Below are 17,060 nucleotides of genomic sequence, written 5' to 3'. Positions count from 1 at the left end.
ACATTAGAGCTGCGGATATTATATTGTTGTTAGCGTCGCAGGCTAGCATCCTGCCAAGAAAAAAGAAAACATCATGGAGGTGTGGGTGTTGAACCTGTCCGTTTGTATCGACGCCGTATTGCGTGGCCGTCCTTTGCACGAGAGCTTGGAGACGATTCATTCTATTGGCATCGATACCTTCGAGTTTTGGACTTGGTGGGACAAGGACTTGAATGCAATCAAGGCAAAGAAGGAAGAACTCGGTTTGAAAGTCTATGCCTTTTGCACAAAGTTTGTGAGTCTGGTTGATCCCTCAGCCCGGAATGCATATATCGAAGGTCTTATGGAGTCGATTGAAGCGGCACAATTTTTAGTCTGCTCTTCCCTGATTACGCAGACTGGCAATGATAACGGATTTCCTCGGGAGGTACAGCGAAAGTGCATAGTAGACGGTCTTAAAGCATGCACTCCCCTCCTGGAAAAGGCCGGGATTACGCTATTGGTGGAACCGCTCAACGTGCATGTTGATCATCCGGGCTATTTCTTGTCGAAATCCTCCGAGGCCTTCTCGATTATCGAGGAGGTGGGGAGTCCTAACGTAAAGCTTTTGTTCGATATTTATCATCAGCAAATAACAGAAGGAAATTTAATTCCAACTCTAACGGAAAACTTGAATTCCATCGGTCACGTTCATGCTGCGGGACATCCAGGCAGAAACGAGCTGTATTCGGGCGAGATCTATTATCCAGCTATATTCCAAACGCTAGAAGATGCCGGCTACAACGGTTATATAGGTCTGGAATATTTTCCGAAGGATGAACCGCTAAAGGGGATTAAATACGCACTTGATAGGTGTTCTCTCTAGAGGCTTCAACGGTTTAAGACGCTCATCCTGCAGTGGACATATGGTCTGTGATTAGTTTCTCGGCGACGCCTCCATCCCACACATACAGTGGCTTGGAGGCGTTTTAAGTTAAAAAACCAGACAATGATCTTAAAAAACTGCCTGTAACCGGCGGTTCCCGGATGATAAATTTAAAGTTACCCTCTTTCAGAAAACGATAATTCCGACATTAAGGTGTGAGAGCAAATGCGATGGTTTCCAAACGATGCAATGAAAAGAAGCATTTTTGTCAAATTCGTTTTTTCTTTCGTGTTGGTTGGATTCATGCCGCTCATCGTTCTCGGTTATTTTTTGATGGACGCTTATTTTACTCAATCCGAGCGCTTCAATATTAATAATCTGGAACAGATGTCGCTTTATATCGCCAAAAATTCGAGCCAAATATTGACCGACTATAATGATATATCCAAGATGATGTACGACGTCAACTGGTACGACCGCCTGAGCCAGGCCGCCAGAGGGAATCGTAATCATAGTATTGATAACTGGCTCGTATTTGCGCTTAGTTCGGACCCCTATATTGAAAACGCTTACTTTATTCCGCAGTCAAGTATGGAGATCATCCATCGTTCCCGCCGTGCCAAACAATTTGTACCCGGTCAGTTTCCTTATGCGGATTTGACCTCGGAACTTGAACGAAATCCTAAAGGCTTGTATCTGTATCCCGCTCATCAAGAAACCTATTTTGTTAATTCCAACCGGCTGGTGATGACTTTCTCCCGAAACTTGATTGATAAATCTACCCTGTTGAACGAGCATCCGACTGTTCTGGGAACCTTCATCTATGACGTAAGCGTCGATAACTTCAATGCAATTAGTTCGGAGCTGCATTTAAGCCCGAATGATGAAATTATGATTCTGAGCGACGATCATATTGTCAACTACAGCAATAATGAGCAGCGGATCGGCACATCGGTTTCTCTTGAGGAGGAGCGTTCCGCCGCAGAAAAGGACAACAGGCATCTTATCGCGATGGACATTGCGGGCACCGATCAAAAGCTGGTCGGAAGTTATGCCCGTACAGGCTTCCTCGCCACAATTGAGCCATTCAAATTTTTGGTGATCGTTGTCGCATCGGTCTGCATGTTGTTTTTATTGCTGCTTGCAATCGTATTTTCCCGAAGGTTCTCCCGTCCGATAAGAGAGATCATAAAACAAATGAGAAAGATGGAGTCAGGCGATTTCAATGTCGCCCTTCCTGTCAAGTCTCAGGATGAGCTTGGCCTGTTGAACCGTGGAATGAATCGATTGGCGGATCAGTTGAACCGGTTTATAGAGGAGGCATACGCTGCGGAGCTGAGGCAAAAGCAGTCTGAGCTGAATGCGCTCAAAAGCCAAATCCGTCCGCACTACCTGTACAATACGCTCGAAGTCATTCGCATGAGCGCCGTTAGCCAGGGTGCTATGCCGGTCGCTGACATGATCCACGTATTGTCCAACCAGCTGCAATATGTGCTTGATTACGGGGAAAGCATGGTGACGCTGGAGGAAGAAGTTGCGAATGTCCGGAATTATTTCGATCTGATTCAAGTTCGCTTTGAGGAGCGGGTCGGATTGCAGATTCATATTGGTTCGGAGGTCTCCATGAAGTGGGGCGTTCCTAAGCTGTCTATACAACCTTTGGTGGAGAACGCCGTCCTCCACGGCATTTTGAAGAAGCGGGAAGGCGGGCAAATCAGACTGCAAATCGAGGCTGAAGACGGCAATTTATTGTCGATTTGGATTATTGACGATGGCGTCGGTATGGATGAGCAACAGCTGGGATCGCTAAGGGAGAGGCTGGAGCAAGGACAAGGAGCAGCACGCAGGAATGGCAAACAGACGGGTATCGGGCTTAAAAATGTGCATGACCGCATTCAATCGTTGTTTGGCGGCGATGGCGGCATACATCTTGAAAGCACCCCTTCCAGGGGGACTACCATCCAGATTAGAATTCCGATAGTAAGGGAGATTGATCGATATGCTAAGCGTATTTCTGGCTGATGATGAGCCCGCAATTTTGCGCGGGTTATCGATGTTGGTGGATTGGAATGAGCTCGGATTGCAAATTGTCGGAGAAGCGAGCAACGGGGACGATCTCCTTGGGGCAATTATGGAATACGATCCCGATATCGTAGTCACCGATATTTCAATGCCGGGAATAGACGGAATCGAAGTGCTGAAACGTCTGAAAGAGCTGAAGAAGCGGACTAAGGTTGTCTTTATCAGCGCTTACCGCGATTTCTCCTATGCCAAGGATGCATTATCTTATGGAGCGGTCGAATATTTGATCAAACCTGTTGACCGGCATAAGCTGGAGTCCGTTCTGGAGCAGACGGTTTCGGAAATTCAATCGGTTTCCCGGACCATTGCAAGCGACAGCAAGCTCCGTTTCTATGAAGATCGCGAGCAGCGTCTTGAATTGATGGATGGGCTGAGCAAATGGCTAGAGCATAAACAGTCTCCGCTTAACTCGGCAATTATCCACGAGATTAGAGGCCCCGGCCCCGACATGCTGTTCACCTTTATGGCGGCGGAGATCGATCATTCGCTGCCTCTGTCCGGCAGCTGGCGGGAAGGAGAACGGAAGCTGCTTCATTATGCGATGCAGAACCTTGCAGAGGAGCTTATTAAAGGTGAAGCGGACGGGTGGGCATTGCCGGAAGGAGAGCGTGTCTATCTGTTGATCCGGCATCTGCCGTCCGTCATCATAACGAATCTTGCCCAGCGTATTTTGGAGCATTATAAAACCGTGCTCAAAATTAGTGTGTCGATGAGCATTGGCAGCGCTGTTCCACTGGAGGAGCTGCGCCGAAGCTGCGTAGAGGCGGAGGAAGGCATGGCGCTCAAGTTTTTTCTGGGCGCGGGCAGTCTGGTCGCTCCTGCGGATAAGCCGAACCCTCCCGCGCACAGAGGAGAGGATCGGGGAGAATTGGAAAAACAATTGCTTCGCGAATTCTACTCTCCCCAAACGAATCGCTTTGAGGAACTGCTTGAGGACTGGCTGGAAATGGTCCGCAAGGTTGCCTGGGGGAATCGCGCCTATGCGCTTCAGCTTTCCAGCTCTCTGCTCGTTCGCGCTATCCGTGAACACGTCTCGGACGGCGAGGAGACGAAGCAAGAGGAAGCAGAGCTTGCCGGACGTTTGCAATCCCAAGAGACGTTTCAACAGATGTCTATTATGATCCGCGACGACTTGCGGCGCATTCGCGCCTGCCTTCATCAGGGGAGCAACGGAAAAGAATCGGAACAGATTCGTCAAATCAAGGCCTATATTGAGGAAAATTATAAAGAGGTCGACCTGGAAACGATAGCGGCGAAATTTTACATTAACCCGTTTTATTTCAGCGTTTTTTTCAAGAAGCATACCGGACAAAATTTCAAACAATATGTGACGGCTATCCGGATGAATTTGGCGGTCAGGCTGCTCATTCAATCTGATAGTCTGCTTTATGAAATCGCGGAGCAAGTAGGGTACCAGAATGCGCGGCAGTTCAGCGAAATGTTCAAAAAAAATTACGGCATGCTGCCGAATGAATACCGTCAGCAATTCAAATAAGCCTTGGGGAGGCGGCAAAATGCCGGCTAACATAAAACCGCTGCAAGCTGTTGTAATCATCCTCTTTTCGTTTGCATTGACAGGCTGCTATACCGACAGCGGCGCGAAGAATAATAGGGATGCGTCTCCTGCCGCAGCGGTAACGCTGTCCTTCGTTTATTCGGGCGGCGATCCCGACACGAGTCAAGCGACTCAGGAGATCGTTAACGCCTTTAACGCAGAACATCCGGGCATCCACATCCGGGCAATGCCGTCTTCGGCCGGCGTTTTCTCTTATGAGGGTTATTTGCAAAACCTGGATGCGGTGGGGGAATTCCCGGACTTTCTGGAGCTGAAAGAACCGGAGCCCTATATTAAAGCGGGGGCAATCGCTCCCATGCCCGATGAAATTACCGATTTGCTCGATCATCCCGCCCGATTTGACGGCAAAGTATACACAGCCCAACTGGCGTCCAGCCTGCCCCCGGCCATTTATTACAATAAAGAAGTTTTTCAGCAAGCGGGCATTACTGAAGAGCCTGCAACATGGAGCGAATTTTTGAACATCTGCGCCAAAATAAAGGCTATAGGCGTCAGTCCGATTGTAGTCGGCGGCAGAGATGTCTGGCATCTGGGGTATTGGACCAACTTTTTTTTCGGAACCTCCATGTACTCCGACAACCCGCACTGGAACCGCGATGCAACCGCCAATCGGGCTCATTTCACCGATGCCGGCATTGTACAAGCGATGTCGGATATGAGGGAGCTGTGGATGAAGAAATATGTCAATCCGGGCTGGCTCTATACGACGGATAACGATACGACAACACAGCTGGTAAATGGCAATGCAGGCATGCTGTATACAGGCCCGGAGGCGCTGAAGACGATTTATCGGACCAACCCGAACGCAGCAATCGGCGTTTTTGCCCCTCCTGATCGTGAGGGACGAATCGTTATAACCGGTTCTGATCAATTGCAGGGAATCGCTTTGACCTCGGAAGCTGGGAAAGATCCGCATAAACGTTCCGCTTTCATTGCGTTTATGAAGTTTTTCTATTCTCCCGAGCAGTATAAGCGTTATGTTCAGGCCGGACATGCGCTCTCTGTAACCAAGGACAAAATGGAATATGAGGCTGTAAATCATCTTGCGGAGGAGCTGATCGCAATCTCTCACAATCCGCATGCCGTGAAAGTTCAGCTCATGCAGCAATATTGGGCGGCGAACGCAGCGCCTAAAGGGTTTGTCGATTGGTTTCTCGGTATGCTGCAATACTCGCTGGCGACTGGCAGACCTACTATGGAGCAACTGCTTCAGCAGGCCGACGAGCAATGGGGCAATATCTAAAAAATGCGCATACGGCGCTAAAAAAACAACATTCTCTCTCCCATGCGCCCCCTCTATAATTAGGAGCAAGAAGAGCCAATAGAGGAGAAAGGGGGCAAAAAAATGAGGTCAAAAGGTATATTGTCCGAACTTGGCCGAAACAAATCTCTTTATTTAATGGTGCTGCCCGGCGTTGTGCTGATTATGCTATTCAGTTATTTTCCGATGTTCGGCCTGCTTGTCGCTTTCAAAGATTTTAACTTTCGCGACGGCATATTGGGCAGTCCCTGGATGGACCCTATCTATGGAAACTTCAAGTATTTATTCTCGTCCACTTCCTCGGCATTGAGAGCAACATGGAACACGCTTTATTTAAATACGCTTTTTATCATCTTCGGAATTTTGTTTCAAGTCGGAATAGCGCTTATTTTCAATGAAGTAGCGGGGAAATATTTTAAGAAAATCACACAATCGCTCATGTTTCTGCCGTACTTTATTTCTTGGATTGTCGTAGGTGTAATCGCTTACAATCTGTTCAGCATTGACACCGGAGTTATGAATACCACCCTGTCCAGTCTCGGGCTCGGTTCGGTGGATTGGTTCGCTACTCCATGGGTATGGCCGATCATTCTCGTTTTGTTTTATGTGTGGAAATCGACGGGTTATGGAATGGTGTTATATTTGGCGTCATTGACCGGGATCGATCCCTCCTACTACGAAGCCGCCAAAATTGACGGCGCGTCAAAATTTCAGCAGATCAGATATATTTCCTTGCCCTTCCTCATGCCCACAATTATCACGTTAACTTTGCTGCAGGTAGGCCGGATCATGAATGCAGACTTTGGGATGTTCTATGCAATTGTCGGCGAGAATGCCGCTATTTATCAAACGGCTGATGTCATTGATACCTTTATCTTCCGCAGTCTCCGTCTTAATGGAGATATCGGCATGGCGTCTGCGGCGGGCTTCTACCAGTCCGTAATCGCTTTTATCATTATTATGCTATGCAATAAATTGGCCAAGCGTATCAATGAGGATTCTTCGTTATTCTAGACGACGCAGGCGGCAACAAGGGAGGGGATATTGTGGAGCATCGTATAGGCAATCGAATGTACCACGGTCTTATGTACAGTATTGTTGTTTTGTTTGCCGTGTTTTGCGTAACCCCATTCTTATTGGTGTTAAGCAGCTCCTTTACAAGTGAGGAATCAATCCTTCAACACGGCTATAATATTTTCCCCCGCGAGTTTGATCTATCCGCTTACCGTGTGCTTTTTCTGGATGCGGGGCGATTGATTGAAGCTTATAAAATTTCCATCATCGTTACCGTTATCGGCACGATTGCCAGTCTCGCTATTACGGCCATGTTGGCTTATCCATTGTCTCTTAAACGGTTCAAGCTAAGAAAAGCGCTGAATGTCTATACGCTGATTACGATCTTGATTAACGGAGGAATCGTTCCCTGGTATATCGTCTGTGTGAAATATTTGGGCTTGCAGGACAATTTGCTCGCCTTGATTGTGCCTTACTTGTGCATGGCCTGGAACGTTTTCTTGCTCCGCAGCTTCTTTCAGACCATCCCGGAGGAAATAAGCGAGTCTGCCAAAATAGACGGAGCGGGCGAGTTCCGAATATTTTTGTCGATCATCGTTCCTTTGGCGAAGCCGGCGCTCGCGACGATCGGTTTGTTCATCTCCCTGATGTATTGGAACGACTGGTGGCTTGGACTTACGCTGTTAAACAAGGTCGAACTGCAGCCCCTGCAGCTTCTGCTGCGGACGATACAGTCCAATGTTCAGTTCATTGCCACATCGGCGCAAGGGGCCGAAATCATCCGAGCCACCGGGGGACGGCTGCCGTCGGAAGGAATTAAGATGGCGATCTGTATAGTAACCATTGGTCCAATTGTGTTTCTTTATCCGTTTATTCAGCGTTACTTCATCAAAGGGTTGACAATCGGCGCCGTCAAAGGCTGATCACTTGCAGCCTCGGGAGCCGTTGTTCATAGCAATGCACAAATTTGAATGATGATGGGGAGGATTACAATGGCAATAATGAGAAAACAAGCGGCGCTCGGTTTAATGCTAGTATTGCTGGCCGGACTGTTGGCGACATGCGCCTCTAACAACAATGGGGCTTCAACCTCCGGAAACTCGGACAAGGATGCGAATAAATCCACGGGCGAGACTGCTTCGCCGGCCGACCTGAAAGAAGTTACGTTGAAAATTTTTCCCCGGCGATGACAAGGTTGCCAAGAACGAAGTGCTTCAGGCGCTTTATGAGAAAACAAAGGATCGGTTAAATGCCAAGTTTGAGATCAACTTTGTTCCGTTCGGCGACTATCAGTCCAAGTTAACGATGCTGGCTTCTTCCGGCGACCAGTACGATGCCGCTTTCACGGCCGACTGGTATGGATATTCGCAAATGGTGAACAAGGGAGCTTTTCTGGACCTGAGCGAGCTTGCACCCAAGTATGCCCCTGGTCTGTACAAGATATACTCGGACAAAAACATGCTGTCTTCGGCGAGTATAAACGGCAAGCTGATGGCGCTGCCATGGACGGAAATCAAAACATCGAAGCCGGTATTTCAATACCGCAAAGATATTGCGGAGAAGTTGAATGTAGATCCCGGCGATCTGACTACGATTGAAGGAATCGATAAATTTCTGACCGCTATTAACAAGGCTAAGCCCGGAATGCCGGTATTTTATCAGAACATGAATGCTCCGGAGGGAAGCGTTGGCGCTTTTCTGGTTTCCAAATACGAGTACATCGATCTTGGCTTCCATTCCTTGTACATTGACCTGAACGACCCGGCGCTTAAAGTGATGCCGATCGAACAGACGCCGCTGTTCAAAGAAGCGGTGACGCTTGCGAAGAAATGGTATGATGCCGGGATTATTTCCAGCAACACCCTGAATGACAAGACGAATATGCCGTTTGAGAACGCCACTGTCTTCGCTCAGAAAAACACGCTTGGCGCGCTTTATGATGCCGTGAACTTTACGGATAAAAATGCGGAAAATGCTGCGGTCGTCGTTTATCCCGACAATAAATATATCCGTGATTCGCAAATGAACAATGCGATTGCCCTTAACAAGAATGCCGCGAATCCGGAACGGATGCTCATGTTCATGGATCTGTTGTCGACGGATCGGGAGGTATACGATTTGTTCTTTTATGGCATTAAGGATAAGACCTATACCGTTGACGGCAATGGGGTTATCGGATTTGCCCCGGGTGAAGATCCGTCCAAACCGCTTTGGCAAAATTGGTTCAACTGGGGATTCCTTAGAGATGAATTTACACGTCCGACTGTCGGTCGTTCCGCCGATGCGATTAAAGCGTCTAGAGAGTTTGCCACACGTCCGAACATATTAGTATCGCCGACGGCCGGTCTTGTGCCGATTACCGACAATATTAAAACAGAGCTGGCCGCACGCGATCAATTGATTGCTGAAGACGGCAAGCTGCTATTGGTCGGCATTGTTAAAGGCGATGTGGATCAGGCGATAAACAGCTACATTGAAAGACAAAAAGCGTCCGGCTTGGACAAAATCATTGCGGAGGTTCAAAAGCAAATTGACGATTTCGTCAATAAGTAAGTGTATTGAAACTCTGAAAGCCTTTCTCATCCTTCTGGATGGAAGGGCTTTCTTACTGAGGTGGGGATGAAGATGGATTGGTCAATGGATGCTTTTCTAAAGCGGGTATATGAGGACACCGAAGCGCGGGTAAAACTGAAGCGGGAGCATCTTCTTCCGATAGAGCGGCGGGAGCAACTGCGAAATGCGCTGAAGCGGGCACTGGGCGAATTCCCCGAGCGGGAGCATCCGCTTGCTGCGGTTCTGTTGGATCGCACAGATTACGGGGGTTTCATGCTGGAGCGGATCGCTTATACGACGATGGAGGCCGTCCATGTGCCGGTTCTGGTGCTGGTTCCGAAGGCGGGGACAGGACCTTGGCCCGTGGTTCTTGCCTGTCACGGCCACGGAAACGGGTATTATGATGCGGTCGGATTGGACCCTGCAGGAGCGGAGCTGGGGGACCCAGGCATTCACAATCGGTTCGCCGTCCAATTGGTCAGGGCGGGGATGCTCGTTGTCATTCCGGAAATTATGGGCTTCGGAGCCCGGCGCATCGCCGAGGAGCTGAGAACTACCCCCAATTACAGCTCATGCGGCACACTGTCCGCGCAGCTGCTGATGTACGGCAGAACGCTGGCAGGCATGCGTGTGTTCGAAGCGATGCGGGCTATCGACTATATATCGGGGCGCGAGGATGCGGACGCCGAGCGGATCGGCGCCTTCGGCTTTTCCGGGGGGAGCCTGATCGCCGCTTTCGCCTCCGGATTGGATGAACGTGTGAAGGCTGCTGTGCTGTGTGGCTGGACGAACACCTTCAAGGGCAGCATTCTAGCTATGCACCACTGTATTGACAACTATTTGCCCGGCATTCTGCTAAGTGCGGAGCAGCCGGATCTGGCCGGACTCATAGCCCCGCGCTCCCTGTTCGTGGAATCGGGGGAGAAGGACCCGTTATTTCCGGTCGAGCATGTGCGGCAGGCTCTGTCGCAGCTGGAAGAGACTTACGCGGGCTGGGGAGCCAGCGAACGATTCGGGTACGACATTCATCCCGGAAGCCATGAGATAGCGGGAGACAAATCAATTCCGTGGCTGCTCAGGGCGCTGTCGCAAGGCGTGAAGGACATGTCTTGACCGCATGAAAGCTTCACATAAGCTTCTTAAAATCACCGCATACGAGCCTTAAAAAACTGCATTCAACAAAAAAATTCGAAATGGTAGTCTTAAATCAAGCCATTCAATCCAAATGGTTCGAAAAGAAAGGGAGGCATAAAAAGATGAAAAGAAAATCGTTTCTGCAGTTGTTCACCACCCTACTTGCCCTATCGATGATATTGGCTGCCTGCAGTGGAAACAACAACAAGCCAAGCAATACGTCAACGAATACTCCGCCTGCTGATCCATCGGGCGACCAGAAAGAGGTAACCATTTCAATCGGTTACGCCACAGGCGATCCGTCAGGCAAAAAAGCAACAGAAGATGTAATTGACGCATTCATGAAAGCGTATCCAAACATTAAGATCAAAAACCTTAGCGAAACGACAAGCGATTCTTATCTGGATTGGCTGAAAACAAAAGATGCGGTAGGCGAATTCCCGGATGTTATCGAAATGCGCGATACGAAGGTGTTTGCGGATGCCGGCAAGCTGGCCGAGCTTCCGGAAGAGCTGCACAGCCTGTTTACATTTCTTCCCGCTTATGATGGGAAATATTACAACGCTCCGCTTTCCGCCAATGCGCCTAACGGCATTCTGTACAGCAAGAAAGCGTATGCTGATGCAGGTGTAACGGAGCTGCCGAAAACGTACGACGAGTTTCTTGAAATTCAGAAGAAGCTTAAGGCATCAGGTATTTCTCCAATCGTCGTTGGCGGTAAAGACTTGTTCCACATGGGCTTCTGGGCCAACTACTTCCTGATCACAAATGTGTTTGCCGAAGATCCAGATTGGAACTCCAAGCGCACGGCCAAGACAGCAAGCTTTACGGACGCGCAGTTTGTTCAGGCCATTACGGATTACAAGGAACTGTTCACGAACTATGTCGATAAGGGCTGGCTTAGCACGGCCGACAACCAGACTGCATCGATTCTCGTATCCGGCAAAGCGGCTCAGCTGTTCTCCGGCCCTTGGATGATCGGACAAATCATGGAAGCTGATCCGAGCTTTGAATTTGGGTTCTATCCGCTCCCTGACCGTAAAGGCAACCTTGTGATCAACGGTCTGCCTACTCTGGCAGGCTGGTCGCTGTCTGCGGAAGCGGCCAAAGACGCGGACAAGGTGGATGCGTTCAAAAAGTTCATCAACTTCTTCTTTGACCCGGCTCAATACGCTCCTTACTCAGAGAAGGCCGGCAGCATTCCTTCCATTGCCGCGAAGGTTGACATTAAGACCAATGAAGTGATGCAGCAGGTTCTGGACGCTGTTGCGAACCCGGACATTAAGAAATCGATGATGATTAACCAATGGTACGGTGAAAATGCGATTCCGCCTCAATTCCGCAACTGGTTCTACAAATTGCTGCAGGACCTTGTCATGAAAAATGGCGATGTCACGGATTACATGAAACAAGCAGATGTTGAATACGACAACAATGTCAAAGCAAATCAGCAATAGCAGCAGCTGCTAAACCGCTCGGAAGAACCGATGCATGATAAGATAACCCCGCCTTATGGCGGAGGTTATCTTATTCACCGGGGACAGTTTACATGGAAGGCAGGAGAAGACCATGAACGCCACTATAGTAAAGAAAAAAAAGAAGAAGTGGTGGCTTACTTACACCTTTTGGTTTATATTACCCTCGTTTTTGCTATATACCATATTTGTAATATGGCCGACATTAAGCAGCATTAATTTAAGCTTTACCTCATGGGATGGAATTAATCCGGAAGTTCGTTATATCGGCTTTGAGAACTTCAAAGAGATTTGGGAAAGCACGCGTGTTCATAATGCGCTGAAAAATACAATCATTCTGGCCGTGGCGCTTGTTATCCTTGAGAACATCGTAGCGCTGGGATTGGCTATTCTCGTTGACAAGGTGCGTTGGTGCCGCAATTTGTTTCGCAGCATCTTTTATTTCCCGGTGTTGATGAGCGGTATTATTATGGGCTTTATTTGGATGATCATTCTCAATTACAATTTTGGCGTTTTCAATCAATTGCTGGAGAAGATCGGGCTTGGGTCATGGAAGCTGGATTGGTTGGGTGATCCGGATTTTGCATTGTGGGCGATTATTTTATCAACGGTCTGGAAAGCGGCCGGTTACTACATGATTATTTATTTGGCCGGGCTGCAAGGCATCCCCCAGGAGCTGCTGGAAGCTGCAAGCATCGACGGGGCCGGCAGATGGAAGCAATTTATTCATATTACGTTCCCGCTGCTTGCCGGTGCGACAACGGTATGTGTCATGCTGTCCATGATCGGATCGCTCAAGCTGTTTGATCAAATTGCCGTCATGACGAACGGAGGTCCCGGCTTTTCAACCGAAACATTGACTTACATCATTTACAGAGTTGCATTCGGAGAAGGCAGACAGGGCTTCGGCACGGCGCTTTCCCTCGTACTATTTGCGATTATTCTGATTGTTTCGCTTATTCAAATCAAGCTGCTTCGCAAAAGAGAGGTGCAAATGTAACATGAAAAAACGTAAAAAGATAAAGGTTAGCGACATTGTCTTATTCTTGGTAACGTTGATCATTGCCGTTATATTTGCCTTCCCGATCTTCTTCAATCTGATGTCTGCGTTCAAGACGAACGGCGAAATTTTACGGGACGCAATTGCGTTCCCAGCTGCTGTCTACTTGGACAGCTTTAAATATTTGCTGACCGAAACGGATTACCCCAAAGCGATCTTCAACAGCGCGGTGCTGACGGTCGTCTCCATTGCTTTGATGGTGTTCATTATTCCGATGGCGGCATATGGAATCGAACGCACAGCAAACAAATGGACCAATGGCGTCTACGTCTATTTTCTGTTCGGCATGATGATTCCATTCCAGGTGTATATGATTCCGTTGTTCAGGCAAATGAAAGCGATGGGGCTGTTCGGCACTCTGGCCGGCCCGATCATGATCTATATTGCCGGCTCTGTAGGTTTTGGCGTCCTGTTGTACACAAGCTTTCTGAAGGGCGTTCCTCGCGAGATAGAGGAATCCGCCGAAATCGACGGATGCTCCAGGATAGGGATTTTCTGGAAAATTGTATTTCCGCTACTGGGACCTGTTACCGCCAGTATGGTCGTCCTGCAGGGACTCGGCATCTGGAACGATTTCCTTCTGCCGATGCTGGTGCTGCCATCCGGCGAGCCGAAAACGATGATCGTCGAGCTGTTCTATTACGTCGGAGAATTTTCCTCCCGCTGGGATATGATCTTTGCAGGTACGACGATGTCGCTTATTCCGGTTCTTATCGCATTCCTCACCCTTCAGAAATATTTCGTAAAAGGCGTATCGTCCGGGGCGATTAAAGGATAATTCAATCATATTAACAAACGGCCCTTGCTCATTCAAGCGAGGGCCATAGCCATCTAGCAGCTTGGTCAGTGTCGAAGCTGCTTGCCAAGCTGAACGGGCTGGATTGGCGTAATGTCCATAATGGGCCATCTGTATCAAGAAGGAGCGAATTGTTGTGATTTCAATCGAGAGATATTGGGAGAACGAGAAGCTGCTGCATGCCAATCGGGAACAGGCGAGAGCCTACTATATTCCTTACGCGGATACCCTTTCCGCTGCTTCGCGCAAGCGCTCCCGTTCGCCGTTTTACCGTACGTTGAACGGAGCCTGGAAGTTTCGTTACCATGCCAGCGTGAAGGATGCAGAGGACAACTTTTTTGAGGCGGATGCGGATGTAAGCGGATGGGATGATTTGGTTGTACCGTCCTGCTGGCAGACGAACGGATACGACCAACTGCACTACACGAATACGAACTATCCGATTCCTTGCGATCCTCCGTTTGTACCGGACAACAACCCTGCGGGACTTTACGTCAGAACGTTCAAAGTGACGGAAGCCTGGAAGGACAAGGAGAACTATATCGTCTTCGAAGGGGTGAATTCGTGCTTTTACTTATGGATAAACGGCGCGTTCGTCGGTTACAGCCAGGGAAGCCGAAATCCGTCCGAATTTAACGTCACCCCTTATTTGAGAACAGGCGACAATCGCATTGCCGTCATGGTGCTGAAATGGTGCGATGGTACTTATATGGAGGACCAGGATATGTGGCGGTATTCGGGCATATTCCGTGACGTTTATTTGCTCGCAAGAGACAAGGCGCATGTTCGGGACGTCTTCATCAGACAGGAGCTTTCGGACAATTTCGATATCGGCAAGCTGCGGTGCGAGGTAGAAACAACGGGCTCCCGGGAGGTTGCCGTTGAGGTGAAAGATGCCAGCGGTGAAACGGTTGGCGCCGCAGCCGCTGTCATCGATGGCTCCGGGACTATTGAAATTCGGATCACGGAGCCGACGCTATGGAATGCAGAGCAGCCGTATTTGTACAGCGTTAATGTCTTTGCCGGTGAAGAAGTGCTGGTGTTCAGGGTCGGCTTCCGGCAAATCCGGGTCCAGGACGGGGTGTTCCTCATCAACGGGCGAGCGGTAAAACTGAAAGGAGTCAACCGCCATGAGTCCCATCCGGAGCTTGGCGCGGCAATTCCGCTCAGCCATATGGTCCAGGATTTGAATTTAATGAAGCGGCACAACATCAATACGATCCGCACGGCTCATTATCCGAACGATCCCAGATTTCTTGAGCTGTGCGACGAATACGGGTTTTATATGATCGACGAGGCGGATTTGGAGGCGCACGGCATGAGCTCGGCGGAGAAGTACGCCGACGGCGCGCTCAACAGACTGTCGGACAATACGGAATGGGAAGCAGCGTTTGTAGACAGAGCCGAGCGCTTGGTCGAGCGGGACAAAAACTTCTCCTGTGTCATTATCTGGTCGCTCGGAAACGAGGCGGGTTATGGCGTCAACCATCTCGCGATGGCCCGGTGGACGCGCGCGCGCGATTCGTCAAGGCTTGTCCATTACGAAGGAGCGGCGGTCCGTTACAAAGGCAGCACCCATGTTGACGACCTTGATTTGGAAAGCCATATGTATGAGTCGGTAACGTTTATTGAGGAATACGCCAAGAAAGATTCGGCGGCAAAGCCGTTGTTCCTGTGCGAATACAGCCATGCGATGGGCAATGGTCCCGGAGATTTGCAGGATTACTGGAATGTCATTTATAAATATCCGAAGCTGATGGGCGGCTGTGTCTGGGAATGGTGCGATCATGGAATCAAAACCGAGACGGCGGACGGCAATAGCTATTTCGCATATGGAGGCGATTTCGGGGACCAGCCGAATGACGGCAATTTTTGCATCGACGGATTGGTCTCCCCGGACCGGGTTCCGCATACAGGGCTGCTGGAATTGAAACAAGTCATCGCCCCTGTCAGATTCGATGCCAAGGAGCTTGCGAGCGGGCGGGTGCGCTTGACGAATTTGTATGATTTCATCGATCTGTCCCATCTGGCGCTGCATTGGAAGGTAGAGAAGGACGGTGCAATCATTCAGCAAGGGCATGTCGGGCAGCTCGACGCCGCGCCGCACGGCGGGCAGCAAACGCTTGTGCTTCCGTACTCGCTTCCGCAGGAGGAAGGGCGTTATTTCCTTACCTTGTCCTGCCGGCAGAAGCGGGAAACCCGCTGGTCCGAGCCGGGCTACGAAATTGCGTTTGCACAATTTGAGCTGCCGTCTGTACAGCCGGAGCCGCCGGAGTCGCTGCACGGCCATCCGTTGCACAGCAATCAGATGCACAGCAATCATATGCACGGCCATCCGCTGCACGGCCATCCGCTGCACGGCCATCCGATGGATGTCATTGCGGAGGGGCATTTGCTCGTCATGGAGGGCTTTGACTTCCGTCATACGTTTGATTTGTACAATGGTACGCTCATCGGCATATCGAGACATGGTGTCTCTATGCTTGCCGCTCCTGCCAGGTGGAATATATGGCGGGCCCCGACCGATAATGATCAGCAAATAAAAGCAAAATGGATCACGGAGGGGTACGACAGGGCGTCGATGAAGGTGTACCGCTGCGAGTGGACAGTGTCCCCGGGCGGGGGCGTGGAGATTACGGTGCATTACTCGCTCGGAGGATATACCCGATATCCGCTCATGAACGGGACGGCGGTCTGGCGCTTCGGCCATGACGGCGGCATATCGGTTCGCACTGATGCCAAGGTGCGCGAGGATTTGCCGTTTCTGCCGCGCTTCGGCCTCCAACTGACAATGCCGGCAGGAACGGAAGAGGTCGAATATTTCGGATATGGTCCGCACGAAAGCTATACGGACAAGAGACTAAGCGCGCGTATGGGCAAGTACGAGCTGTCCGTGGACGACATGTTCGAAAATTACATCAAGCCGCAGGAGAACGGATCGCATTACGGTACGGAATGGGCGATCGTCTCGAACAGACAGGGCATGGGCATCAAATGTACGGCCCCGATGCCGTTTTCGTTCCAGGCTTTGCATTATAAGCCGGAGGATTTGGCAGCCGCAGGGCACAACTACGAGCTGCGTCCGCGTAAGGAAACGATTGTGCATCTGGATTATAAAATGAGCGGCATCGGCTCCAACTCCTGCGGTCCGGAGCTGCATGAAAATTACAGGCTGCAGGAGAAGGAGTTTTCGTTTGAACTGAGCTTGACGCCCGTCTTCAAGGAAGACGAATGCTAATTGTAGCGCATCCGGATTTATCGCGGC

Annotated in this window: 13 protein-coding genes; all 13 read left to right on the top strand. The window is 49.8% G+C overall.

The window, feature by feature from the left end; genetic code table 11:
- The first annotated feature begins 73 nt into the window (after positions 1-73).
- The 13 genes from L6H65_RS15105 to L6H65_RS15045 all read left to right on the top strand — a co-directional run bounded on the left by L6H65_RS15105 (position 74) and on the right by L6H65_RS15045 (position 17,033).
- Entirely contained in the window at positions 74-844 is a 771-nt protein-coding gene (locus L6H65_RS15105) for a hydroxypyruvate isomerase family protein (protein WP_236343435.1), read from the top strand.
- A 225-nt stretch (positions 845-1,069) separates the two neighbouring features.
- The gene (locus L6H65_RS15100) at positions 1,070-2,866 is read left to right on the top strand and encodes a sensor histidine kinase (protein ID WP_236343434.1); all 1,797 of its coding nucleotides are present in this window, start codon (positions 1,070-1,072) and stop codon (positions 2,864-2,866) included.
- The gene (locus tag L6H65_RS15095; RefSeq protein ID WP_236343433.1) at positions 2,844-4,421 is read left to right on the top strand and encodes a response regulator transcription factor; all 1,578 of its coding nucleotides are present in this window, start codon (positions 2,844-2,846) and stop codon (positions 4,419-4,421) included. Before L6H65_RS15100 ends, L6H65_RS15095 begins: the two co-directional genes overlap by 23 nt.
- 19 nt (positions 4,422-4,440) lie before the next feature.
- Positions 4,441-5,745, top strand: coding sequence for an ABC transporter substrate-binding protein (locus L6H65_RS15090; RefSeq protein WP_236343432.1), 1,305 nt, complete (start codon positions 4,441-4,443; stop codon positions 5,743-5,745).
- A gap of 102 nt (positions 5,746-5,847) precedes the next feature.
- The gene (locus L6H65_RS15085; RefSeq protein WP_236343431.1) at positions 5,848-6,777 is read left to right on the top strand and encodes an ABC transporter permease; all 930 of its coding nucleotides are present in this window, start codon (positions 5,848-5,850) and stop codon (positions 6,775-6,777) included.
- 32 nt (positions 6,778-6,809) lie between these two features.
- A complete protein-coding gene (locus L6H65_RS15080) occupies positions 6,810-7,700 on the top strand; it encodes a carbohydrate ABC transporter permease (RefSeq protein WP_236343430.1) in 891 nt (296 codons plus the stop codon).
- Positions 7,701-7,769: 69 nt separating this feature from the next.
- Positions 7,770-7,967 (top strand): hypothetical protein, encoded by a 198-nt coding sequence (locus L6H65_RS15075; RefSeq protein WP_236343429.1) that lies wholly within the window; start codon positions 7,770-7,772, stop codon positions 7,965-7,967.
- Positions 7,968-7,986: 19 nt separating this feature from the next.
- Positions 7,987-9,330 (top strand): extracellular solute-binding protein, encoded by a 1,344-nt coding sequence (locus L6H65_RS15070; RefSeq protein WP_236343428.1) that lies wholly within the window; start codon positions 7,987-7,989, stop codon positions 9,328-9,330.
- Between the two features lie 72 nt (positions 9,331-9,402).
- On the top strand, positions 9,403-10,443 hold the full coding sequence (locus tag L6H65_RS15065) for a dienelactone hydrolase family protein (RefSeq protein WP_236343427.1): 1,041 nt from the start codon (positions 9,403-9,405) through the stop codon (positions 10,441-10,443).
- 143 nt (positions 10,444-10,586) lie between these two features.
- Positions 10,587-11,921 (top strand): ABC transporter substrate-binding protein, encoded by a 1,335-nt coding sequence (locus L6H65_RS15060; protein ID WP_236343426.1) that lies wholly within the window; start codon positions 10,587-10,589, stop codon positions 11,919-11,921.
- A 112-nt stretch (positions 11,922-12,033) separates the two neighbouring features.
- Entirely contained in the window at positions 12,034-12,939 is a 906-nt protein-coding gene (locus L6H65_RS15055; RefSeq protein ID WP_236343425.1) for a carbohydrate ABC transporter permease, read from the top strand.
- Between the two features lies 1 nt (position 12,940).
- A complete protein-coding gene (locus L6H65_RS15050; protein ID WP_236343424.1) occupies positions 12,941-13,777 on the top strand; it encodes a carbohydrate ABC transporter permease in 837 nt (278 codons plus the stop codon).
- 154 nt (positions 13,778-13,931) lie between these two features.
- The gene (locus L6H65_RS15045) at positions 13,932-17,033 is read left to right on the top strand and encodes a glycoside hydrolase family 2 TIM barrel-domain containing protein (RefSeq protein WP_236343423.1); all 3,102 of its coding nucleotides are present in this window, start codon (positions 13,932-13,934) and stop codon (positions 17,031-17,033) included.
- Positions 17,034-17,060 lie beyond the last annotated feature (27 nt).

This window comes from Paenibacillus plantiphilus (genome assembly GCF_927798095.1).
GTDB classification, from domain to species: Bacteria; Bacillota; Bacilli; order Paenibacillales; family Paenibacillaceae; genus Paenibacillus_Z; species Paenibacillus_Z plantiphilus.
Note: the sequence above shows the minus strand (reverse complement) of the source record. Positions and strands in the feature narration are given on the sequence as shown.